Source organism: Mycobacterium sp. E2989 (assembly GCF_001667595.1).
Lineage (GTDB): Bacteria > Actinomycetota > Actinomycetes > Mycobacteriales > Mycobacteriaceae > Mycobacterium.
In genome coordinates this window covers 1-21,519 of sequence record NZ_LZJX01000109.1, presented here as the reverse complement: position 1 = coordinate 21,519, position 21,519 = coordinate 1, and the positions used below count along the sequence as shown (strand labels likewise).

General features: G+C 70.0%; 22 protein-coding genes. 16 read left to right on the top strand and 6 right to left on the bottom strand.

Annotation, left to right across the window (positions count from 1 at the left end; all coding sequences use genetic code 11):
• The first annotated feature begins 42 nt into the window (after positions 1-42).
• The 5 genes from A5680_RS19630 (at position 43) to A5680_RS19610 (ending at position 3,431) form a co-directional block, all read left to right on the top strand.
• Positions 43-432, top strand: coding sequence for a polyketide cyclase / dehydrase and lipid transport (locus tag A5680_RS19630; RefSeq protein ID WP_067822306.1), 390 nt, complete (start codon positions 43-45; stop codon positions 430-432).
• Between the two features lie 117 nt (positions 433-549).
• Positions 550-984 (top strand): SRPBCC family protein, encoded by a 435-nt coding sequence (locus A5680_RS19625; protein ID WP_055401004.1) that lies wholly within the window; start codon positions 550-552, stop codon positions 982-984.
• Complete coding sequence (locus tag A5680_RS19620) at positions 981-2,249, top strand: ArsA family ATPase (protein WP_197499819.1); 1,269 nt, start codon at positions 981-983, stop codon at positions 2,247-2,249. Before A5680_RS19625 ends, A5680_RS19620 begins: the two co-directional genes overlap by 4 nt.
• Positions 2,246-2,626: a hypothetical protein gene (locus A5680_RS19615; RefSeq protein ID WP_055401000.1), complete on the top strand. Its 381-nt coding sequence runs from the start codon at positions 2,246-2,248 to the stop codon at positions 2,624-2,626. The genes A5680_RS19620 and A5680_RS19615 overlap by 4 nt, the downstream gene beginning before the upstream one ends.
• A 76-nt stretch (positions 2,627-2,702) precedes the next feature.
• Positions 2,703-3,431, top strand: coding sequence for a 1-acyl-sn-glycerol-3-phosphate acyltransferase (locus A5680_RS19610; RefSeq protein WP_067822285.1), 729 nt, complete (start codon positions 2,703-2,705; stop codon positions 3,429-3,431).
• A gap of 10 nt (positions 3,432-3,441) precedes the next feature.
• Here the strand turns inward: A5680_RS19610 and A5680_RS19605 are convergent, their stop codons facing one another.
• Entirely contained in the window at positions 3,442-4,737 is a 1,296-nt protein-coding gene (locus tag A5680_RS19605; RefSeq protein WP_067822283.1) for a glycosyltransferase 87 family protein, read from the bottom strand.
• A 108-nt stretch (positions 4,738-4,845) separates the two neighbouring features.
• Here A5680_RS19605 and A5680_RS19600 point away from each other — a divergent pair, with 108 nt between their 5' ends.
• From A5680_RS19600 to A5680_RS19590, 3 genes are all read left to right on the top strand, one after another.
• Positions 4,846-5,712 carry a hypothetical protein gene (locus tag A5680_RS19600; RefSeq protein WP_156675180.1) on the top strand — a complete coding sequence of 289 codons (867 nt, stop codon included), beginning with the start codon at positions 4,846-4,848 and terminating at the stop codon, positions 5,710-5,712.
• Positions 5,713-5,849: 137 nt separating this feature from the next.
• Positions 5,850-6,389 (top strand): polyadenylate-specific 3'-exoribonuclease AS, encoded by a 540-nt coding sequence (locus tag A5680_RS19595; protein ID WP_067822278.1) that lies wholly within the window; start codon positions 5,850-5,852, stop codon positions 6,387-6,389.
• Between the two features lie 34 nt (positions 6,390-6,423).
• Positions 6,424-7,812, top strand: a complete 1,389-nt coding sequence (locus A5680_RS19590) for a class II 3-deoxy-7-phosphoheptulonate synthase (protein WP_055400990.1) — start codon at positions 6,424-6,426, stop codon at positions 7,810-7,812.
• On the opposite strand, the gene A5680_RS19585 is transcribed toward A5680_RS19590, so the two are convergent.
• Positions 7,809-9,038 (bottom strand): protein kinase, encoded by a 1,230-nt coding sequence (locus tag A5680_RS19585; protein WP_197499818.1) that lies wholly within the window; start codon positions 9,036-9,038, stop codon positions 7,809-7,811. The two genes, A5680_RS19590 and A5680_RS19585, sit on opposite strands and share 4 nt — an antisense overlap.
• A gap of 80 nt (positions 9,039-9,118) precedes the next feature.
• Here A5680_RS19585 and A5680_RS19580 point away from each other — a divergent pair, with 80 nt between their 5' ends.
• Complete coding sequence (locus A5680_RS19580; protein WP_055400986.1) at positions 9,119-9,523, top strand: Rv2175c family DNA-binding protein; 405 nt, start codon at positions 9,119-9,121, stop codon at positions 9,521-9,523.
• Here A5680_RS19580 and A5680_RS19575 read toward each other — a convergent pair.
• Together A5680_RS19575 and idsA2 are read right to left on the bottom strand one after the other, a co-directional pair.
• Positions 9,517-11,067, bottom strand: a complete 1,551-nt coding sequence (locus A5680_RS19575) for an alpha-(1->6)-mannopyranosyltransferase A (protein ID WP_067822272.1) — start codon at positions 11,065-11,067, stop codon at positions 9,517-9,519. The two genes, A5680_RS19580 and A5680_RS19575, sit on opposite strands and share 7 nt — an antisense overlap.
• A gap of 4 nt (positions 11,068-11,071) precedes the next feature.
• On the bottom strand, positions 11,072-12,121 hold the full coding sequence (gene idsA2, locus A5680_RS19570; RefSeq protein WP_067822269.1) for a bifunctional (2E,6E)-farnesyl/geranyl diphosphate synthase: 1,050 nt from the start codon (positions 12,119-12,121) through the stop codon (positions 11,072-11,074).
• 231 nt (positions 12,122-12,352) lie between these two features.
• Here idsA2 and A5680_RS19565 point away from each other — a divergent pair, with 231 nt between their 5' ends.
• Complete coding sequence (locus A5680_RS19565) at positions 12,353-13,249, top strand: mycobacterial-type methylenetetrahydrofolate reductase (RefSeq protein ID WP_067822266.1); 897 nt, start codon at positions 12,353-12,355, stop codon at positions 13,247-13,249.
• Here A5680_RS19565 and A5680_RS19560 read toward each other — a convergent pair.
• Both A5680_RS19560 and A5680_RS19555 read right to left on the bottom strand, forming a co-directional pair.
• A complete protein-coding gene (locus A5680_RS19560) occupies positions 13,246-13,893 on the bottom strand; it encodes a DUF3153 domain-containing protein (RefSeq protein WP_055401055.1) in 648 nt (215 codons plus the stop codon). The two genes, A5680_RS19565 and A5680_RS19560, sit on opposite strands and share 4 nt — an antisense overlap.
• Before the next feature lie 140 nt (positions 13,894-14,033).
• Positions 14,034-14,636 carry an N-acetyltransferase gene (locus A5680_RS19555; protein ID WP_055400977.1) on the bottom strand — a complete coding sequence of 201 codons (603 nt, stop codon included), beginning with the start codon at positions 14,634-14,636 and terminating at the stop codon, positions 14,034-14,036.
• A 304-nt stretch (positions 14,637-14,940) separates the two neighbouring features.
• Between A5680_RS19555 and A5680_RS19550 the strand changes: the two genes are divergently transcribed.
• The 6 genes from A5680_RS19550 to A5680_RS19525 all read left to right on the top strand — a co-directional run.
• Positions 14,941-15,345 (top strand): DUF3040 domain-containing protein, encoded by a 405-nt coding sequence (locus A5680_RS19550; protein WP_067822263.1) that lies wholly within the window; start codon positions 14,941-14,943, stop codon positions 15,343-15,345.
• A 423-nt stretch (positions 15,346-15,768) separates the two neighbouring features.
• A complete protein-coding gene (gene mraZ / locus A5680_RS19545) occupies positions 15,769-16,200 on the top strand; it encodes a division/cell wall cluster transcriptional repressor MraZ (RefSeq protein ID WP_007170790.1) in 432 nt (143 codons plus the stop codon).
• Complete coding sequence (rsmH, locus tag A5680_RS19540) at positions 16,175-17,332, top strand: 16S rRNA (cytosine(1402)-N(4))-methyltransferase RsmH (protein WP_156675179.1); 1,158 nt, start codon at positions 16,175-16,177, stop codon at positions 17,330-17,332. Before mraZ ends, rsmH begins: the two co-directional genes overlap by 26 nt.
• A complete protein-coding gene (locus tag A5680_RS19535; protein WP_067822257.1) occupies positions 17,329-18,501 on the top strand; it encodes a hypothetical protein in 1,173 nt (390 codons plus the stop codon). The genes rsmH and A5680_RS19535 overlap by 4 nt, the downstream gene beginning before the upstream one ends.
• Positions 18,498-20,543: a penicillin-binding protein 2 gene (locus A5680_RS19530; RefSeq protein ID WP_055400969.1), complete on the top strand. Its 2,046-nt coding sequence runs from the start codon at positions 18,498-18,500 to the stop codon at positions 20,541-20,543. The genes A5680_RS19535 and A5680_RS19530 overlap by 4 nt, the downstream gene beginning before the upstream one ends.
• Before the next feature lie 288 nt (positions 20,544-20,831).
• Positions 20,832-21,519 (top strand): Mur ligase family protein (locus tag A5680_RS19525; protein ID WP_231977661.1); only part of this gene is annotated, 688 nt, incomplete at its 3' end.

Genomic DNA, 21,519 nt, shown 5'->3' with positions numbered 1-21,519 from the left:
GCAGTCTGCCGGGCCTCGGGCGAGGTGTGTGAAGCTGAGGTGGTGAACAGCATCCAGATCGCCGACGAGACGTTCATCGCCGCCGACGGCGCGCGGGTCGGCGCCGCCGTCTCCGATCAGTCGTGCTGGCGTCGCTGGTGGCCGGACCTGCGCCTGCAGGTCGTCGAGGACCGCGCCGACAAGGGCATCCGTTGGGCGGTCACCGGCGCGTTGACCGGCACCATGGAGATCTGGCTGGAACCGTCGCTCGATGGGGTGGTGCTGCACTATTTCCTGCACGCCGAACCCACCGGGGTGGCGGCCTGGCAGCTGGCGAAGCTCAATCTGGCGAAAATGACACACCGCCGTCGGGTGGCGGGAAAGAAAATGGCCTTCGAGGTCAAAACGACGCTGGAACGCCTCCGCCCGGTCGGAGTTTCTCCGGTAGTTTAGCCGGGTCAGGTTTGCAGGGGAGAGTACCGTTTCGGACCGGAGGCCCGGGGGGTAGACCCGCACGGTAGTTTCCCCGCCGGCGGCGTCGACCGCTTGCAGGAGAGAGGGCAACACCAGGTGGCGGAGAAGACGTCGCAGACCATCTACATCGAGGCCGACCCGGGCACGGTGATGGACGTGATCGCGGATATCGATTCCTACCCGCAGTGGATCTCCGAATACCGGGAGGCCGAGGTCCAGGAGACGGACGCCGACGGCTACCCCAAGGTCGCGCGGGTGGTGCTGGACGCCGCGGTGCTCAAGGACACGTTGGTCATGTCCTACCAGTGGCCCAAGGACCGGCAGTCGGTCAGTTGGACGCTGGTCTCCAGCTCCTTGCTGCGTTCCCTGGAGGGCACATATCGGTTGGCGCCCAAGGGATCTGGCACCGAGGTCACCTACGAGCTCTCGGTCGACCTCGCCGTCCCCATGATCGGATTGCTCAAACGCAAGGCCGAGCGCCGGCTGACCGACACCGCGTTGAAGGATCTAAAGAAACGAGTCGAGGGCTGAGTGAGTCCAACGAATCGCGGGCGTCCACCCCGGCCCGGATCAGTCTATTCGTTGGCAAGGGCGGGGTAGGAAAATCCACGCTGGCGTGCGCCACCGCGGTCAGTGCCGCGAGCGCCGGCCAGCGGGTGCTGGTGGTGTCCACCGACCAGGCGCACTCACTCGGCGACGTGTTCGGCGTCCCCGTCCCGCCGAGCCAGGGCGAACCGGTTCGGGTGCTTGCCGATGACGAGCAGGCCGGCGGGGGCTTTCTCGACGCGCTGGCCCTGGACACTCTGGCCCTGCTCGAGTCGCGCTGGCGCGACGTGGTCGACACCCTGGATCGGCGGTTCCCCGAATCCGAACTGAGTACCATTGCGCCGGAAGAACTTTCGGCACTACCGGGCGTTCAGGAAGTGCTCGGCCTGCACGCCGTCGGTGAGCTGGCCGTCTCCGGGGGCTGGGATCGCGTCGTCGTGGACTGTGCCTCGACCGCCGACGCGTTGCGCATGTTGACCCTGCCCGCCACCTTCGGGCTCTACGTCGAGCGGGCGTGGCCGCGGCATCGGCGGCTGTCCATCGGCGCCGACGACGCCCGGTCGGCGGCGGTGGTGGAACTGCTCGAACGCATCAGCTCCAGCGTCGAGGGGCTGGGCGCCCTGCTGACCGACGGCGAATTGGTCAGCGCGCATTTGGTGTTGACCCCGGAGCGAGTGGTGGCGGCCGAGGCGGCCCGGACGCTGGGTTCGCTGGCGTTGATGGGCGTGCGCGTCGAGGAGCTGATCGTCAATCAGGTTCTGACCGAAGACGATTCTTACGAATACCGCAACCTGCCCGATCACCCCGCGTTTTACTGGTACGCCGAACGCATTTCCGAACAACGTGGTGTTCTCGACGAGCTCGACGCCACCATTGGTGAGGTGGCCCTGGTGATGACTCCGCACCTGTCCGGCGAGCCGATCGGCGCCAAGGCGCTGGGCGCGTTGCTCGACAGCGCGCGCCGGCGCGGCGGGGCCGCGCCGCCGGGACCGCTGCGGCCGACGGTGGACCTGGAATCCGGAACGGGACTTGGTTCCGTCTACCGAATGCGGCTAGCGTTGCCGCAACTCGATCCGTCTGGGCTGACGCTGGGTCGCGTCGATGACGACCTCATCATCAGCGCGGGCGGATTGCGGCGCAGGGTTCGGCTGGCGTCTGTGCTCCGGCGGTGCACGGTGCTGGACGCACACCTGCGGGGCGGCGAGCTGACAGTCCGATTTCGACCAGACCCGGAGGTGTGGCCTAAGTGAGTGAGGGTCATTCCGAGATCGGTCCGGAGCTGCGCAGGCTCGCCCAGGCGATCCTGGACGGGATCGACCCGGCGATGCGGACGGCGGCCGCGCTGACGGCGGGCCGGGGCGTCGGGACGGGGAAGTGTCAGCAGGTGTGGTGCCCGGTGTGCGCGCTGGCCGCGCTGGCGACCGGCGACCAGCACCCCTTGATCACCGTGATCGCGGACCACAGCATCGCCCTGCTCGAGGTGGTACGCGCCATGCTCGACGACGTCAACGGCGCGGCGCCTCCGCCACCGGACGGGCCGCCCGGCGACGGCGTCACCGAGGCGGAGACCCCGGACGCCGCCACCCGGACCCGCTATCAGCCGATCCCGGTCACCGTCGAGGAGTAACCGGCTGCGCCGAAGGTGGTCCCGTGCGCAAGCGATGGGTACAGTTGGCGCAGAACGGCGGGCGAGAGGGAGGGCCATGTGGTACTGGCTATTCAAGTACGTGCTCCTCGGCCCGTTGCTGGCCTTGCTCGGCCGCCCAAAAGTTGAAGGGCTGGAACACATTCCGAGTTCCGGTCCGGCGATCCTGGCCAGCAATCACCTGGCGGTGATGGACAGCTTCTATCTGCCGTTGGTGGTGCGTCGGCGGATCACCTTCCTGGCGAAGGCCGAATACTTCACCGGAACCGGCCTGAAGGGTTGGTTTCAGCGCTGGTTTTTCACCGCCGTCGGCCAGGTGCCGATCGACCGGACCGACGCCGACAGCGCGCAGGCCGCGCTGACCACCGCCGAGCGGCTGCTGTCCCAGGGCAAGCTGCTGGGGATGTACCCCGAGGGCACCCGCTCGCCCGACGGCCGGCTGTACAAGGGCAAGACCGGCCTCGCGCGGCTGGCCCTGCACACCGGGGTGCCCGTGATCCCGGTCGCGATGATCGGCACCAACGTCGTCAACCCGCCCGGCACGAACATGCTGCGCTTCGGGCGGGTGACCGTGCGCTTCGGCAAGCCGATGGACTTCTCCCGTTTCGAGGGGCTGGCCGGCAACCGTTTCATCGAGCGGGCCGTCATCGACGAGGTGATCTACGAGCTGATGGGGCTGTCCGGCCAGGAGTACGTGGACATCTACGCCGCCAGCCTCAAGGAAAGCCGCAATGGTGACGGATCGTCCAGCCAGGCCGAGCGGATCCCGGAAACCGCCGCCGGCTAGGTGTACCCGGTTATCCGGCGGCTGTCACCGGCGTCAAATGCTGCGGTGCCGTATCCCGTGACGGCGTGCGGGCGGTGACCGTCAGCCCGGCAACGACCAGGACCGCCAGCGCCCACCACACGTAGGACATCCCCGCCAGCTGGCGCCACCAGGCCGCGGTCGCCTCGTGGTGCTTGGGCAGCAGGTCGATCGGCGACCACCGCATCAGCGCGACACCGGCGAGGCCGACCACGGCCAGCGCCACGTTGCGGCGCCGCCAGGCCAGCACGGCGAGCACCACGACCGTCGGCAACCCCCACACCCAGTGGTGCGACCACGAGACCGGCGAGACCACCAGGCCAAAGAGCGCAACGCACACCACCGCAAGCGCGGGCTCGTCGGCCCGCAGCACCCTGCGCATCGCCCATACGGTCAGCGCCAGCACGAGCAGGCAGGCCGCCACCCACAGCAGGAAGCGCGGCTGCTCACCCAGGCCGATCCGGGCCAGCGCCCCGGCGATGTTCTGATCGGTGTTCAACGCCGCCTCGCCGATCCGGTCCGTGTGTTGCAGGGTGTGCGTCCAGTACTCCCACGAATCGCTCCACGCCAGAACGAAACCGACCGTCGTCGCCGCCACGAAGGACAGCACCGCCGTCAGCGCCGCACGGTTGTCGCGGCGCAGCAGGAAGTAGAGCAGGAAGACCGCCGGCGTCAGTTTGAGCGCGATGCCCAGCCCCAGCAGCAGGCCGCGCGGCCACGGCGTGCGACGGGGCATGCAGTCCGCGATCACCAGGGTCATCAGCACGACGTTGATCTGGCCGAAGGCGAAGTTGGAGGTGATGGGTTCCAGCCACAGCGTCGCCCCGACGGTGATGACGATGGCCAGCCACCAGCGGCGCAGCCAGGCCGGGCCGGGCAACGCCGACGAGGCGGCCCAGACGTCCAGGCGGGTCAGCACGATCACGGTCGACACCACTAGCAGCACCAAGGTCAGCGCGGTGATCGCGACGCTGGCGGCCGGCATGTGCAGCCAGGCGAATGGGCAGAACACGATCGCCGCCAGCGGGGGGTAGGTGAACGGCAGGTCAAGGCCGATCGGCGTGTGGAACAGCACCTCGCCGTGGTACAGCGAATGCCCGTGCATCCAGGCTTGCGCGCCCATCTGGTACACGTCGATGTCGATGCGGTAGGGGATGTGCCCGAACAGTTGCCAACCCGCGTAGCCCAGCCCCGCCGCCGCCAGCACCCAAAGTCCGCACCACAACAGCACCTGACCGGGGCCACGTTTGCTTGGTAAGCCCTGGTCGGGCGCCCGCCATTTACTCATGTCGCACAACAGCGTAATCGGTGGGTGGGCGTGGCACGTGGCACAGCGCGGCTCCCGCGGCGTCGACGCTCACAGGCGTAGGTTTCAAGAGTGCTCCACTGGTTCGTGCTGCGGGTGACCCACTGGTTCGCGCACGACATCATCGAGGCCGGCCGGTTGCCCCTGCTGTGTTGCCTGGTGGCGTTCATCCTCACGTTCTTCGTCACCCGATCGTTCGTGCGCTTCATCCGCCACCGCGCCGACACCGGCCGCCCCGCCCGATGGTGGCACCCGCGCAACGTGCACGTCGGTGGGATCCACATCCACCACGTGACGTTCGGGGTGGTGTTGGTGTTGCTGTCCGGCCTGACGCTGGTCACGCTGTCCATCGACGGGCAAGAGCCCGACTTCACCTTGGCCGCAATCTTTTTCGGGATCGGGGCCGCCCTGGTGCTCGACGAGTACGCGCTGATCCTGCACCTGTCGGACGTCTACTGGTCCGAGGATGGGCGGACCTCGGTGGACGCGGTGTTCGCGGCGGTGGGCGTGGCCGGTCTGCTGATCATGGGCCTGCACCCGCTGATGTTCTTCCTGCCGATCTGGGAGGGCGCCGAATCGTGGCCGCTGCGGGCCGCGGTGGCCGGCGCCTTGGTGTTGACGCTGCCGATGGCCGTGGTGGTGGTGCTCAAGGGCAAGGTGTGGACCGGTTTGCTCGGCATGTTCATCGTCGTCCTGCTGGTCATCGGCGCCATCCGGTTGTCGCGCCCGCACGCACCCTGGGCCCGCTGGCGCTATACCGTCCAGCCCGACAAGATGCGGCGCGCGCTGCAGCGGGAACGCCGGCTGCGCCGCCCGGTCGTGCGGGCCAAGTTGTGGGTCCAGTGTGCGATCGCGGGCACGCCGAGCCTGCCCGACGAACGCGCGGTCGACGCCCAGCTCGACCACGACGTCCACGCGGCACCCCCGCCCACCGAGCCGATCCTGATCGGCAGATAGCCGGCTCGCCCGCCGTATCGACGGGCCACTCCTTACTCGCGCGGTTCCCGCGCTCGCCGTCGCCGGCCGTATCGACGGGCCGCCTCCTTACTCGCGCGGTTCCCGCGCTCGCCGTCGCCGGCCGTAGGCTTGCTCCGGTGCGGTACTTCTACGACACCGAATTCATCGAGGACGGCCGCACCATCGAGTTGATCTCGATCGGGGTGGTCGCCGAGGACGGCCGCGAGTATTACGCCGTGTCCACGGAATTCGACCCCGAGCGCGCCGGCGCCTGGGTGCGCGCCAACGTGCTGCCCAAGCTGCCGTCGCCGGCGTCGCAGCTGTGGCGCTCCCGCAGGCAGATTCGCCTGGACCTGGAGGAGTTCTTCGGCGTCGCCGGCACCGAGCCGATCGAGTTGTGGGCCTGGATCGGCGCCTACGACCACGTGGCCCTGTGCCAGCTGTGGGGCACGATGCCCGAGTTGCCGCGGGCGCTGCCCCGCTTTACCCGGGACCTGCGGCAACTTTGGGAGGACCGGGGGTGCCCGCCGATGCCGCCGCGGTCCCGCGACGCCCACGACGCGCTGGTCGACGCCCGCGACCAGCTGCGCCGATTCCGTCTGATCACCGCTGCGGACTCCGGCGGCCACGGGGGCGATCCGGACGGGGGAGCGCCGCCCGAACGGCGTTCGCGCTGATCAGTCACCCTCGCGGCCCGGTTACCATGGACCGATGAACTGGACAGTCGACATCCCGATCGACCAGCTGCCGTCGCTGCCCCCGTTGCCGAGCGACCTGCGGGCGCGGCTGGACGCCGCGCTGGCCAAGCCGGCGGCCCAGCAGCCCAGCTGGCCTGCCGACCAGGCGACGGCGATGCGCACCGTCCTGGAGAGCGTGCCGCCGGTCACGGTGCCGTCGGAGATCCTGCGGCTGCAGGAGCAGCTGGCCCAGGTGGCCAAGGGCGAGGCGTTCCTGCTGCAGGGCGGCGACTGTGCCGAGACCTTCACCGACAACACCGAACCCCACATCCGGGGCAACATCCGCGCCCTGCTGCAGATGGCCGTGGTGCTCACCTACGGCGCCAGCATGCCGGTGGTCAAGGTGGCCCGCATCGCCGGCCAGTACGCCAAGCCGCGGTCGGCCGACATCGACGCCCTGGGGTTGCGGTCCTACCGCGGGGACATGATCAACGGCTTCGCGCCGGATGCGGCCGCCCGCGAGCACGACCCGTCGCGGCTGGTGCGCGCCTACGCCAACGCCAGTGCGGCGATGAACCTGGTGCGGGCGCTGACGTCGTCGGGGCTGGCGTCGCTGCATCTGGTCCACGACTGGAACCGGGAATTCGTGCGGACGTCGCCGGCCGGCGCGCGCTACGAGGCGCTGGCCACCGAAATCGACCGGGGCCTGCGGTTCATGAGCGCATGCGGCGTGGCCGACCGCAACCTGCAGACCGCCGAAATCTACGCCAGCCATGAGGCTTTGGTGCTCGACTACGAGCGGGCCATGCTGCGGCTGTCGGAAAGCGACGACGGCGAGCCGCAGCTGTTCGACCTGTCGGCGCACACCGTCTGGATCGGCGAGCGCACCCGCCAGCTCGACGGCGCGCACATCGCGTTCGCGGAGGTGATCGCCAACCCGATCGGCGTGAAGATCGGCCCGACGATGACCCCGGAACTGGCCGTCGAATACGTGGAACGGCTCGACCCGAACAACAAGCCCGGCCGGTTGACCTTGGTGAGCCGGATGGGCAACAACAAGGTGCGCGACCTGCTGCCCCCCATCGTGGAGAAGGTCCAGGCCACCGGTCACCAGGTGATCTGGCAGTGCGACCCCATGCACGGCAACACCCACGAGTCGTCCAACGGGTACAAGACCCGGCACTTCGACCGCGTCGTCGACGAGGTGCAGGGCTTCTTCGAGGTGCACCGCGCGCTGGGCACCCACCCGGGCGGCATCCACGTCGAGATCACCGGCGAGGACGTCACCGAATGCCTCGGTGGGGCGCAAGACATTTCGGACCTCGACCTGGCCGGGCGCTACGAGACCGCCTGCGACCCGCGGCTGAACACCCAGCAATCGCTGGAGTTGGCCTTCCTGGTCGCCGAGATGCTGCGCGACTAGAACAGTCCGTTCAGGTTGCTGCCGATCGTCCACGCAGCGGTGGCGACCATCCCGGTGAGCGCCAGCACCAGCGCGAACCAGATCAGCACCAGGCGCCGGCCGCGCTGGCGGGCGTATGCGAACTCGGCGATCGGAATGCCCGCGAATTCGCCTGTGACAGGGGCGTATTCGTAGTCCTCGTCGGGCTCGTCGTCGGACACCGGCGCGCGCGGCGGCTCCGAGAGGCCCTCGGGGCCGCGGGTCAGCTGGCGGGTGGGGTGGCGGACCGGTGCGGGCTGTTGCGCGCCGGCCGGACGCTGGCTCATGCGGCTGTGGTGCAGCGCCGCCGACCGGTGTTGCGCGGAATTGCGCGGCGCGGGGACGGAGAAGTCCGGCAGCGCAAGCTCTTCGGCGATCGCGTCCAGCTCGGTGCCCATCTCGATCGCGTCGGCGTACCGGTTGGCCGGGTCGCGCGCGGTCGCGCGCCGCACGAACTCGTCGAACTGCGGGGGCACACCGTCGATCGCCGCGCTGGGCGGCGGCACCTCGGTGTCCAGCCGTTGGTACGCGATGGCCAGCGGCGAGTCGCCCGTGAACGGGGTGCGCCCGGTCAGCAGCTCGTAGGCGAGGATTCCGGCGGAGTACACGTCGCTGCGCGGGCTGGCGTCACCGTCGCGCACCTGTTCGGGCGACAGGTAGGCGACGGTGCCCAAAATGACGCTGGTGGAAGTGATTCCGGCGGCGGCCACGGCACGGACCAGGCCGAAATCGGCGATCTTGACGTCGCCGTCGTCGGAGATCAGCACGTTCTCGGGCTTGACGTCGCGATGGACCAGGCCGGACCGGTGCGCGGCCGCGAGCCCGCCCAGCACGGGACGCAGCACCGCGGCCACGGCATAGGGCGGCATCGGCCCGCGCTCGGCCAGCAGCTCGCGCAGCGTCCCGCCCTCGACGAGCTCCATCACCAAGAAGGGGTGCCGGGAGTCCAGGCCCTGGTCGTAGACGGCGACCAGGCCGGGGTCCTTGAGCCGCGCGACCGTGCGGGCCTCGCGCTGGAAGCGCGTCAGGAACTGCTCGTCGCCGGCGTAGCGGGAATCCATCACCTTCACCGCGACGGGGCGGTCGAGCCGGGTGTCGAGGCCGCGGTACACGGTCGACGTGCCGCCGCTGGCGATCTTCGACTGCACCAGGTAGCGGCCGTCCAGCAATGCGCTGTCCAAGGGGTCTCCCGTCGGGGGTCCGGCCACGGGGCCATCGTAGGGGTGACGGTGCAATCGGGCGGAAAAACATGCCTTCACAAGGCCGTGGCAAGGCCTACACTTGCGCCGTGAGCAGTGTTCCTGCCGGCGACGATGTATTGGATCCCGACGAGCCGACCTACGACCTGCCGCGGGTCGCCGAATTGCTCCGGATTTCGGTCAGCAAGGTGCAGCAGCAACTCCGGGAAGGCCACCTGGTCGCGGTGAAACGCGACGGCGGCGTGGTGGTGCCGCAGGTGTTCTTCACCAAGTCCGGTGAGGTGGTCAAGAGCCTGCCCGGGCTGCTGACCATCCTGCACGACGGCGGCTACCACGACACGGAGATCGTGCGGTGGCTGTTCACCCCCGACCCGTCGCTGACGATCACCCACGACGGCAGCCGGGATTCCATCAGCAACGCCCGCCCCGTCGACGCCCTGCACGCGCATCAGGCGCGGGAGGTCGTGCGCCGGGCGCAGGCCATGGCTTACTGAGCGGCGAGCGCGGCTTCCTCGGCTTGGCCGGCCCGCCGGTCGGGGGCGCGGTGCAGGCTGTACCACGCGATCAGCGCGCAGGCGGTGGCCAGCAAGAAGTGCAGCCACGAGTACATCCCGTGTGAGCCATCGGGTTTGAAGATCACCATCACCCACGTGGACAGGCCGGCGATGATCGCGATCGCCCGTCGGGACTGCGCCAGCGGGGCGACCACCGCCAGAGGCCAGGAGTAGTACCACGGCAAGGCAGCGGGGACGAACAGCACCACGACGAGCATCGAGATCGCGATGCCGGTCAGTGCCTCCCGATCGTCGCGCCGGAACCGCCACCACAACAGCGGCAGCGCCATGGCGATGACGGCGATCCCGACGAGGCGGGCGATCCGCAGCATCGGGTAGAAGTGCACCGGGAAGAACCCGCTGAACACGGCGTGGATGATGTTGGCGGCCGCGGTCGGCACCGTCAGCCAGTTGATGATCTTCACCGACCCGGCCAGCGCCGTCAGCCAGCCCAGCCCGACGCCGGCCACGGCCGACAGGATGCCGAACACGACGACGAAGATCAGCAGCGACATGGCCGCGGCGGCCACGAATGCCGTGGCCGGCCGGTAGCCGCGACCGTCGCGCAGGTGCCGCATCCACACCCACACCATGAACGGCAGGGCGATCCCGGCCGTGGCCTTGACCGCGATCGCCACGGTGATCAGTGTCGTGCCCAGGACGTGGCGCCCGGCGAAGCTCAGCGCGATGCCGGCGGCCATCAGTCCCACCATGAGCATCTCGTTGTGCACCCCGCCCATCAGGTGGATGAGCACCAGCGGGTTGAGCACGCAGATCCACAGGGCCGTCGAGCCGTCGTTGCCCAGGTGGCTGGCCAGGCGGGGGGCGGCCCAGATCAGCAGGGCCAGCCCCGGCAGCATGCACAGGCGCAGCAGCGCCGTTCCGGCCACCACGTTGTTGCCGACGGCCATGGTGACCAGCTTCGCCACCAGAATGAACGCGGGGCCGTAGGGGGCGGTGGTGATCGTCCAGATGGGACTTACGTTGTCCAGCAAGCTGTTCGGGTTGGCGACCGGTCCGACGGCGTACGGATCCAGGCCGTCGCGCAGCAGCGCGCCCTGGGCCAGGTACGAGTAGGTGTCCCGGCTGAAGACGGGCACCGACACCAGCAATGGCACCAGCCAGAAGCCGGTGGTGGCCTTCATCATGAACTCGGTCACTTCGCCGGCCAGCACGCGCCGGCCCAAACCCAGCCACGCGATCAGCATCAGGCCCACGCCGGTCCACAACACCACGGACGACAACACCAGGCCGTGGCCGAAACGCAGCCAGGACATGTGCATTGATTCCAGCAGCGGGTCGTGTTGGCGGGTGCTGCCCGCGCCAAGGCCGCCCACGGTGATCAGCGCCGCGCCGAGCATGCCCAGCTTCGCCGGCCGGGCGTCCTCGGAAACGGCGAACGCGCGCAACCGCGAAAAGCCGCCGCCGCCAGCCGGTTTCGCTGCCGGCGAGCCGGAGGGCGGGGTGTGCGTGGGAGTGGTCATCGGTTCAGGCGGACCGGTCGGTGGCCAGCCTGGCCAGGTCGGTGAGTCCGGCTTTGGCCGCCGCGTCGATGGGTGCGGCCGCCAGCGCGGCCAGCGCGCGTCGGGTCAGCTCGTCGATGCGTTGCTCCGCCGCGGCCAGGGCGCCCACCGACTCGATCACCTCGCGCAGCCGGTCCACCTGCTCGTCGGTCAGCTGCGCGCCGATCGAATCGCGTAACAGCTTGGCGGCCAACGGATCTGACCGCTCGGCCAACTCCACCGCCTCGGCCAGTAGCACGGTGCGCTTGCCCGACCGCAGGTCGTCACCCGACGGCTTGCCGGTCACCGCCGGATCCCCGAACACGCCCAGCACGTCGTCGCGGAGCTGAAACGCCACCCCGAGGTCGGTCCCGAACCGGCCGAAGACCTCCTGCACGTCGGGCCGGTCGGCGGCGGCGGCCGCCCCCAACTGCAGCGGCCGCGACACCGTGTAACAGGCGGTCTTGTAGGTATCGACGTTCATCGCCGACGCGATCGACTCGGCGGCGCTGGCCTCGGCGACGATGTCCAGGAATTGGCCGCCCAGCACCTCGGTGCGGATTTCGGCCCATACCCGCTGGACGCGCCGCGCGGCGTCCGGCGCCAGGCCCGTGCGAAGCACGATGTCGTCGGCCCACGACAACGCGAGGTCGCCGAGCAGGATGGCGGCCGACATCCCGAACCGCTCCGGGGAGCCGCGCCACTGCCGGTCGCGATGCAGGGCCGCGAACCGGACATGCGCGGTGGGCCGGCCGCGGCGGGTCGAGGAGTCGTCGATCACGTCGTCGTGCACCAAGGCGCAGGCGTGCAGCAGCTCCAGCGCGGAAAACAGCAGCAGCACTTCGGAATCGGGTTCCCCGGCCGCGACGGCCCGCCAGCCCCAGTAGGCGAAGGCCGGCCGCAGCCGCTTGCCCCCGTTGAGCACGAAATCCTCGAGCGCCCCGACCATGAGTTCGTAGTCGCTGCCGATGTAGGCGGTGTCGGCGCGCCGGTCGCGCAGGTGTTGCCGAAGCCGATCGGTGATCGCGCCGGTCAACTCGACGGTTGCCGCTGCCGCTGGGGCGTTGGGGCTCAGCGCGGCACCCCTTTCTGCTCGACTTTCTGCTCGACGCGGCACGGTTTGTCGCGGGCCCGACCAGTGTATTCGGCGCCGCACCGGGGATCTTGGCAAGTAGCCCCCCGCCTATGCTGTCGGGGTGCCGGGACCGCCCACTGCCGTGCGGCCGGGGAAGCTCAAGCCGCTAGTCGTCGGATGGAGAGAAGCCGCGTGACACTCAACACCATTGCGCTCGAGCTAGTGCCGCCCAACGCCGACGAAGGCCGGGAGCGGGCGCTCGAAGACGCGCGAAAAGTGGTGCAGTTCTCGGCGGAAACCGGTCTGGACGGCCGGCTGCGGCACGTGATGATCCCGGGCATCATCGCCGAGGACGACGACCGTCCGATCACGATGAAGACCAAACTGGACGTGCTGGACTTCTGGTCGATCGTCAAGCCCGAGCTGGCCGGGCTGCACGGCCTGTGCACCCAGGTGACCGCCTTCTCCGACGAGCCGTCGCTGCGCCGGCGGCTGACCGAGTTGCGCGCGGCCGGAATGGAGGGCGTGGTCTTCGTCGGCGTTCCGCGCACCATGAACGACGGTGAAGGCTCCGGCGTCGCCCCGACCGACGCCCTGTCCATCTACCGCGACCTGGTGCCCAACCGCGGGGTGATCCTGATCCCCACCCGGGACGGCGAACAGGGCCGGTTCAACTTCAAGTGCGACCAGGGCGCGACCTACGGCATGACCCAGCTGCTGTATTCGGACGCGATCGTGGGATTCCTGCGCGAATTCGCCGCCAGCACCGACCACCGGCCGGAGATCCTGCTGTCGTTCGGGTTCGTCCCGAAGATGGAGAGCCGGGTCGGCCTGATCAACTGGCTGATCCAGGACCCGGGTAACGCGGCGGTGGCCGCCGAGCAGGAATTCGTCAGGCGGCTGGCCGCCAGCGAACCGCCCGAGAAGCGCCAGCTGATGGTCGACCTGTACAAGCGCGTGATCGACGGGGTCGCGGAGCTGGGCTTCCCGCTGAGCATCCACCTGGAGGCGACCTACGGCGTCTCGGCGCCCGCCTTCCAGACGTTCGCCGAGATGCTGGCGTACTGGTCACCCGCCCCGCAGGGCTAGCTCGGCGACTGGTCGCGCGGTGCGGTGAGCCGCGGGGAGCGGTCGCGGTTCATCCACGCCAGCAGCGCCACCACGCCGGCCGCCGCGAAGGACGCGATGCCCAGCCAGACGCCGGCCCCGGTGAACGACCGGGTGTTCGGGTCGGTGTAGCGGGCCTGGGCGGTCATCGTGGTCACCACGCCCGGCTTGAGTTTCCAGGACACCACGGTGGACTCGACCCGATCGCCGTTGGTGGAAGTCACCACGCCCGGGAAGGCGACGGTCAGCTCGACCTCGGCCTCGGAATCGGTCAGCGACGTCAGGTCCGCCCGGCCCTCCAGGATCACCAGGTTGCCGTTGCGGCGCAGCGACAGGTTCACGCCCTGCGCGTCGGAGTTCATGTTGGCCAGCTGCGGCAACTCCGCGAAGGTCAGATCGGAGAACACCGCCTGCGACCCGACGTAGCCGTCGCTGTCGTAGTTGGACACCGCCACCTTCTGGCTGAACGGCAGGTTGTTGCTGTCGAGCTGCGGGCCGGTGTCCTTGGGCGTCTTGGGTTTAGCGGCGGCGACGATCTCACCGGACACCAGGTCGTCGGGCGAGATGGTGAGCGACGCCCGCACCCGCAGGCACCCGGTGGCCAGCGGCACCAGCATGAGCAGCATCGCGATGGCCACCAAGCGGCGCCGCCGCGCGGTGAATCCGGCGGTTCGGCACGGGGCGAGGCTGGCGCGCACCAGGTCATCGTGCCAGATGCGGCGCGCCGCTTCGGCACGTCCGTCCGGGCGCGCCCCCGAGCCGGCGGTCACAGGGGCAGCTTGCGGCCCAGGATCGCGAACGCCCGTGGGTCACCCGCGAAGTGGTAGCGGCGGATGACGTCGGTGAAACCCAGCCGCCGGTACAACCGCCAGGCCCGGTTCGGCTCGCCGTTGGTCTCCGGGGTGGACAGCAGGACATTCTTTTCGGCCCGGCCGGCCAGCAGCCGCCGGGCCAGCGCCTCCCCGAGGCCGCGCCCCTGCGCGCGGGGGTGGATGTGCAGTTCGGTCAACTCGAAATAGCTGCTCATCAGGCCGGCGATCTCCTGGGCCGACAGCCCGCCGCGTTGCATGCCGAGGACGACCTGTTGCTGCCACCACTGCCCGGGCGCCCCGGGGTAACCGTAGGCCACGCCGAGCAGCGGCGCCTTGCTCAGCTCCGCCGCCGGCGGGATCGGTGCGCCCTCGGCCAGTTCGACATCGACGACGCCCACCCCTTGCCACCCGTGGCGGCGGATGTGCTCGAGCCACATCGCCGCGCGCTGGTTCTCGGTGCCCCGCGGGTACCGCATCGCGTCCACATACACCTTCAGGGCGTCACCGAGACGGCGCTCCATATCGGTGGGCGGCAGATCGATGAGGAATATCGCCAACTCGCGGTGCCCTCCTCATCCCGTGGTCCAACGGCGCGCTGCCACCGTCATTATCGGACCCGCGGCGGGTTCCCCGCCGAGCGGTCACGGCAATGAACCGGGGAACCATGCCGGTTCGGCAAGGCGGTTGTAGCGCACCGCCGTTGCGGCTGCGGCTGATGCCCGGCCGCGGCGGGGATAGAATCGGCACCGAACCAGTGGTAAGGCACAGATTGACCTCGTATCATTTCGAATAGTTGCCCCCGCAACGGGCATCCGCGTGCTATCGATAGTTACGCGTCAAACTGTCGGCAAGGAGGGACGAATGCCACTCTCCGATCATGAGCAGCGGATGCTCGATCAGATCGAGAGCGCTCTCTATGCCGAAGACCCCAAATTCGCGTCGAGCGTCCGCGGCGGGGGGTTCCGCGCGCCCACCGCGCGCCGCCGCCTGCAGGGCGCGGCGCTGTTCGTCATCGGCCTGGCGATGCTGGTCTCAGGAGTGGCGTTCAAGGCCACCATGATCGGAAACTTCCCGATCCTCAGCGTCTTCGGATTCATCGTGATGTTCGGCGGCGTCGTGTTCGCCATCACCGGCCCACGGCTGTCCGGCCGGCCCGACCTCCCCGGACCGGCGTCCGGCTCGTCGCGCCAGCGCCGCAACAAGGGCGGCGGGGGTTCGTTCACCAGCCGGATGGAAGACCGGTTCCGCCGCCGCTTCGACGACTAGCGGCAACCGTCAACCCATCGGGGTAGCCCCGCGGCTACCCCTTTTTCACGCCCGCAGCGGGCCGGCGGCGCCATCATCGCCGACGCGACCCGGCCGGCCGGCGACCGTCGGGCGGTCGATGCCGTTTTGACGCCGGATCGAGCCCGAACCGACTTTTGGCGCAGGCCTCACGCCCCACCCGGCCCCACCGAACGGCCCCACTATGCCCCACTGGCCCCGTGTCGGGGCCCTGAAGTGGGGTTTTCTTCCGCCCGCCGGGGTGCGCGACGTGGCCCTGGGAGCCACCGCGCCCCGATGAAAGCGGTCGTGGGTGGCGGATAACCCGAAAAACTCCGCCGCGACACCCTAGGAATGGGGCGAAGTGGGGGATTGTGGGGTATGGTGGCTGCAGTGTTTGGGTGACCCCACAGGGGAGGTGAGCAGGTGTTTCTCGGCACCTACACGCCCAAACTCGACGACAAGGGGCGGCTCACGCTGCCCGCCAAGTTCCGCGACGCGCTGGCAGGGGGGTTGATGGTCACCAAGAGCCAAGACCACAGCCTCGCCGTCTACCCGCGCGGGGAATTCGAGCAGCTCGCGCGCCGGGCGAGCAAGGCCTCGCGGAGCAACCCCGACGCCCGCGCGTTCCTGCGCAATCTCGCCGCGGGAACCGACGAGCAGCATCCCGACGCGCAGGGGCGCATCACGCTGTCGGCCGACCACCGCCGCTACGCCAACCTGTCCAAGGATTGCGTGGTGATCGGAGCGGTCGATTACCTCGAAATCTGGGACGCGCAAGCCTGGCAGGACTACCAGCAGACCCACGAAGAGAACTTCTCCGCGGCCAGCGATGAAGCACTCGGCGACATCATCTGAGGCGCATGCCCGTGCAACGTGGCCTCTGCCCGAACCGACCCTGGCGTACTTCCCCAACGCCAGGTTCGTGCCTTCGGACAGGGACCTCGATGCAGGGGCGTCTCGCCCGATCCGGGGAGGTGTTGCGGTGGCTGACGATTCGGGAGACTTCGGGCACGTACCCGTCCTGCTGGACCGTTGCGTCGAACTGCTCACCCCCGCGCTGACCCGTCACCACGCCGACGGTTCGGGCGCGGTGCTGCTCGACGCCACCCTGGGGGCGGGTGGGCATGCCGAACGCTTCCTGAGCGACCTGCCCGGGCTGCGACTGATCGGACTCGACCGCGACCCCAATGCGCTGGCAATCACCCGGGCGCGGCTCGACCGATTCGCCGACCGGATCACGCTGGTGCACACCCGCTATGACGGCCTGGCCGCCGCGCTGGCCGAAAACGGTTACGCCACAGCGGCATCGGTCGACGGGATGCTGTTCGACCTAGGGGTGTCGTCCATGCAGCTCGACCGCGCCGAGCGGGGCTTCGCGTACGCGCAGGACGCGCCGTTGGACATGCGGATGGACCCCGAGTCGTCGTTGACCGCGGCGGACATCCTCAACACCTACGACGAGGCGGCGCTGGCCGACATCCTGCACCGCTACGGCGAGGAGCGGTTCGCGCGCCGCATCGCCGCGCAGATCGTGCGCCGGCGTGCCCGCGCACCCTTCACCTCGACGGCGGAGTTGGTCGAGTTGCTCTACCAAGCGATCCCGGCCCCCGCGCGGCGCACCGGGGGACACCCGGCCAAGCGGACCTTCCAGGCCCTGCGGATCGCGGTCAACGACGAACTGAACTCGTTACGCAGCGCGATCCCGGCCGGGCTGGACGCGCTCGCCGTGGGCGGACGCATGGTGGTGCTGGCCTACCAATCGCTGGAAGACCGGATCGTCAAGCGGCTGTTCGCGGAGGCGGTCGCGTCCCGCACGCCGGTGGATCTGCCGGTCGAACTTCCCGGCCACGAGCCGCGATTCCGGTCGCTGACGCACGGCGCCGAACGTGCGGACGCCGCAGAGGTGGAGCGCAATCCGCGCAGCGCCGCGGTGCGACTACGAGCTGTCCAACGGGTCCAGCAGGCAACCGGAAAGGGCGACGCATGAAAGCAAAGCGGGAGACGCCGAATCGCCGCGGCGGGCGCGACGGCTCCGCCAGGCGGGGCGGACGCTCGTCGGCCGATCCCGGCCCGGCGCGCTGGTCCCGGCCGGGGCGGGCGTCGGCGCCCACGCGTGAGAGCCGTGCGCCCAAGTCCGGCCCGCACACCAGCCCCATCGCCCGGCCGGTCGAGCGGCCGGCACGGCCCAAGAGCACGAGTCAGGCGAAGGCTCGGGCCAAGGCTCGGAAGGCCAAGGCGCCCAAGGTGGTTCGTCCCCGCCTGAGCGAACGGTTGGCGGCCAGGCTGGCCTCGATCGACCTGCGGCCCCGCACCCTGGCGAGCAAGGTTCCGTTTGTCGTGTTGGTCATCGGTGCGCTCGGCGTCGGGCTGGGTCTCACGCTGTGGTTGTCCACGGACTCCGCCGAGCGCTCCTACAAATTGAGCCACGCCCGCGAGAAAACCCGGCTGCTGCAACAGCAGAAAGAGGCGCTGGAACGCGATGTGCGCGAGGCGGAATCGGCGCCGGCGCTCGCCGAAGCGGCCCGCAAACAGGGCATGATCCCGACGCGGGACACCGCGCACTTGGTCCAGGACCCGTCCGGGAACTGGGTGGTCGTCGGCACACCGAAGCCCGCCGACGGCGTGCCGCCCCCTCCGTTGAACAGCAAACTGCCCGAACAGGGTCCGCCCGCGCCCCCGGCACCTCCGCCGGCGCCGCCGGCGGAGGTGCCGATCCGGTTGCAACCCGACCCGGCGGCGCCCGTCCCCGCCCGGCCCGGACCCGAGGCGCTGCTGCGCGCACCGGACGGGTCAGCGACGCTCGGCGGCCAGCACCTGGGCCAGACTGCGCCGCAGCTGCCGGGCGCGCCGGCCGTGCCGGGGGCGCCCGTCACCGGGCAGGCCCCCGCCGCGATGCCCACGCCGGGTGCGCCGGTGCCGGGCTTGCCCGCGCCGGCCGGGCCGGCGCTCGCCCCCTTGCCCGCTGAGGTGCCGATCCCGTTGGGCGGCATGCCCGTTCCGCCGCCCGGCCAGGTGCCCGCACCGCTGCCCGCGGAGGTGCCGGTCCCGGTGCAGCGGGGGGCGATCCCCACCGCGCCCGTCGTCCCCGCGGCGCCGGTGCTCGCGCCGCAGCCCGTGGCGCCGGGCCCCGTCGCGGCGCCGGGTGCGCCCCGATGAGCCGCGGCGACTCCGCGCGGGCCCGCCGGTCGCAGGCCACCCGCGGACCCCGGAAGGCGCAGGAAGCCAAGGGGATTCGGCAACCCAAGCGGCGCGCGAAGCAACAGGCGCAGGATCCGCGGGAACCGAAGCGATTCCGCAAGGGCAAGGCCAAGGACGCCAAGAAGGCCTCGGACGCGGTGGCGACCGGGCATTCGGCGCGGGAGCGGCGCACCCGGCAGCTCGTGCAGGCGGGCACCCGCGGCGCGTCGTTCGTCTTTCGGCACCGGGCCGGCAACGCGGCCATCGGGATCCTGGTCGTGGTGGCGGCGGTCCAGCTGTTCGTCCTGCAGGTGACCAACGCGCCGACGCTGCGCGCCCAGGCCGCGGGTCAGCTCAAGGTCACCGACGTGGAGAAGGCGGTGCGCGGCAGCATCGTCGACCGCAATAAGGATCAGCTGGCGTTCACCACGGAGTCGCGCGCGTTGACGTTCCAGCCCAAGCGGATTCGTAAGCAGCTGGAAGAGGCCAAGGCCAAGAACTCGGTGGCACCCGATCCCGCGCAGCGGCTGCGCGACATCGCCAAGGAGGTCTCCACCCGGCTGGGCAACAAGCCGGACTCCGCGACGGTGCTGAAGAAGTTGCAGAGCGACGAGACGTTCGTGTATCTGGCCCGCGCCGTCGACCCCGCGGTGGCCAGCGCGATCTCCGACAAGTACCCCGAGGTCGGTTCGGAGCGCCAGGATCTGCGGCAGTATCCGGGCGGGTCGTTGGCGGCCAACATCGTCGGCGGCATCGACTGGGACGGTCACGGGCTGCTGGGGCTGGAGGAGTCGCTCGACTCCGTGTTGTCCGGCACCGACGGCTCGGTCACCTATGACCGCGGCTCCGACGGCGTCGTCATCCCCGGCAGTTACCGCAACCGGCATCGGGCGGTCAACGGTTCGACGGTCCAGCTGACGCTCGACGACGACATCCAGTTCTATGTGCAGCAGCAGGTGCAGCAGGCCAAGAATCTCTCGGGCGCGCACGATGTTTCGGCCGTCGTGCTGGACTCGAAGACCGGCGAGGTGCTGGCCATGGCCAACGACAACACCTTTGACCCGTCGCAGGACATCGGACGTCAGGGCGACAGACAGCTGGGCAACCTGGCGGTGTCCTCGCCGTTCGAGCCCGGCTCGGTCAACAAGGTCATCACCGCGTCTTCGGTGATCGAGTACGGCTTGTCCAACCCCGACGAGGTGTTGCAGGTGCCCGGGTCGATCCAGATGGGCGGGGTGTCCATCCACGACGCGTGGGAACACGGCGTGATGCCCTACACCACGACCGGCGTGTTCGGGAAGTCCTCCAACGTCGGCACTTTGATGCTCGCCCAGCGCGTCGGCCCGGAACGCTTCTACGACATGGTCCGCAAATTCGGCCTCGGGCAACGCACCAACGTGGGCCTGCCGGGCGAGAGCGCCGGCCTGGTGCCACCCATCGACCAATGGTCGGGCAGCACGTTCTCGAACCTGCCCATCGGGCAGGGCCTTTCGATGACTCTGCTGCAGATGGCCGGCATGTACCAGACGATCGCCAACGACGGGGTTCGCGTTCCGCCGCGGATCGTCAAGGCCACCATCGCGCCCGACGGCACCCGGACCGAAGAACCGCGGCCCGAAGGCGTGCGGGTGGTGTCGCCGCAGACCGCGCAGACCGTGCGCAACATGCTGCGCGCCGTCGTGCAACGCGACCCGATGGGTTATCAGCAGGGCACCGGGCCCGCCGCCGCGGTGACGGGTTACCAGATGGCGGGCAAGACGGGCACCGCCCAGCAGATCAACCCGGCCTGCGGTTGCTACTTCGACAACGTCTACTGGATCACCTTCGCCGGAATGGCCACGGTCGACAATCCGCGCTACGTCATCGGCATCATGATGAACAACCCGGATCGCAACGCGGACGGTACGCCGGGCCACTCGGCGGCCCCGCTGTTCCACAACATCGCCGGCTGGCTGATGCAGCGCGAAAACGTGCCGCTCTCGCCCGACCCGGGCCCGCCCCTGACGTTGCAGGCCACCTAGCGGCGATCGCAAGCGCGGCGCAGCCGGGCGCCGCGGGTCGCCGCCAGGCCACCTAGCGGCGATCGCAAGCGCGGCGCAGCCGGGCGCCGCGGGTCGCCGCCAGGCCACCTAGCACCCGGCCCGTCGCGAGTGCCGTGACGGCGCCGAGCGTGCGCTGAGGGCGGAATTCGGGCCCGAATCACGCCCTCGGCGCACGCGCAAGGCCCACAACGCACATTCAATCGACGAGCCCACCTGCGTGGCAGGCGCCTCTCGGTAGGGTGTCATGGCCGATCATGAGGACCACGTGTGTGGACGGGAGGTTTGTCGGTGCCCACTGGTTTGCGTCCCAGCGCAGGCGCGGGAACGCGCCTGCCCGCGCTGGCGGCCCAGGTCGGCGCGGTGCTCGCCGACCGCGGCGCGGCGGTGCCGGACGTGGCCATCACCGGGGTGACGCTACGGGCCCAGGACGTGCATCCCGGCGACCTGTTCGCCGCGCTGACCGGGGCGTCGACGCACGGAGCCCGGTACGCGGACGAGGCGATCGAACGCGGCGCCGTCGCCGTCCTGACCGATGCCGCCGGGGTCGCGGAGATGGGCGCGTCGGCGGCGGCGGTGCCGACGCTGGTGCACCCGGCGCCGCGCGGCGTGCTCGGCGCCCTGGCCGCCACGGTCTACGGCAACCCCTCGGAGCGCACGACCGTCGTCGGCATCACCGGAACCTCGGGCAAGACGACCACGACGTATCTGGTCGAGTCCGGGCTGCGCGCGGCCGGTCGGACGGCAGGACTGATCGGCACCGTCGGCATCCGCATCGACGGGGCCGACGTCCCGAGCGCGCTGACCACGCCGGAGGCGCCCGCGCTGCAGGCGATGTTCGCGGCGATGGCCCAGCGCGGGGTGGACACCGTCGTCATGGAGGTGTCCAGCCACGCGCTGGCGCTGGGCCGGGTGGACGGCACGAAATTCGCGGTGGGCGGCTTCACCAACCTGTCCC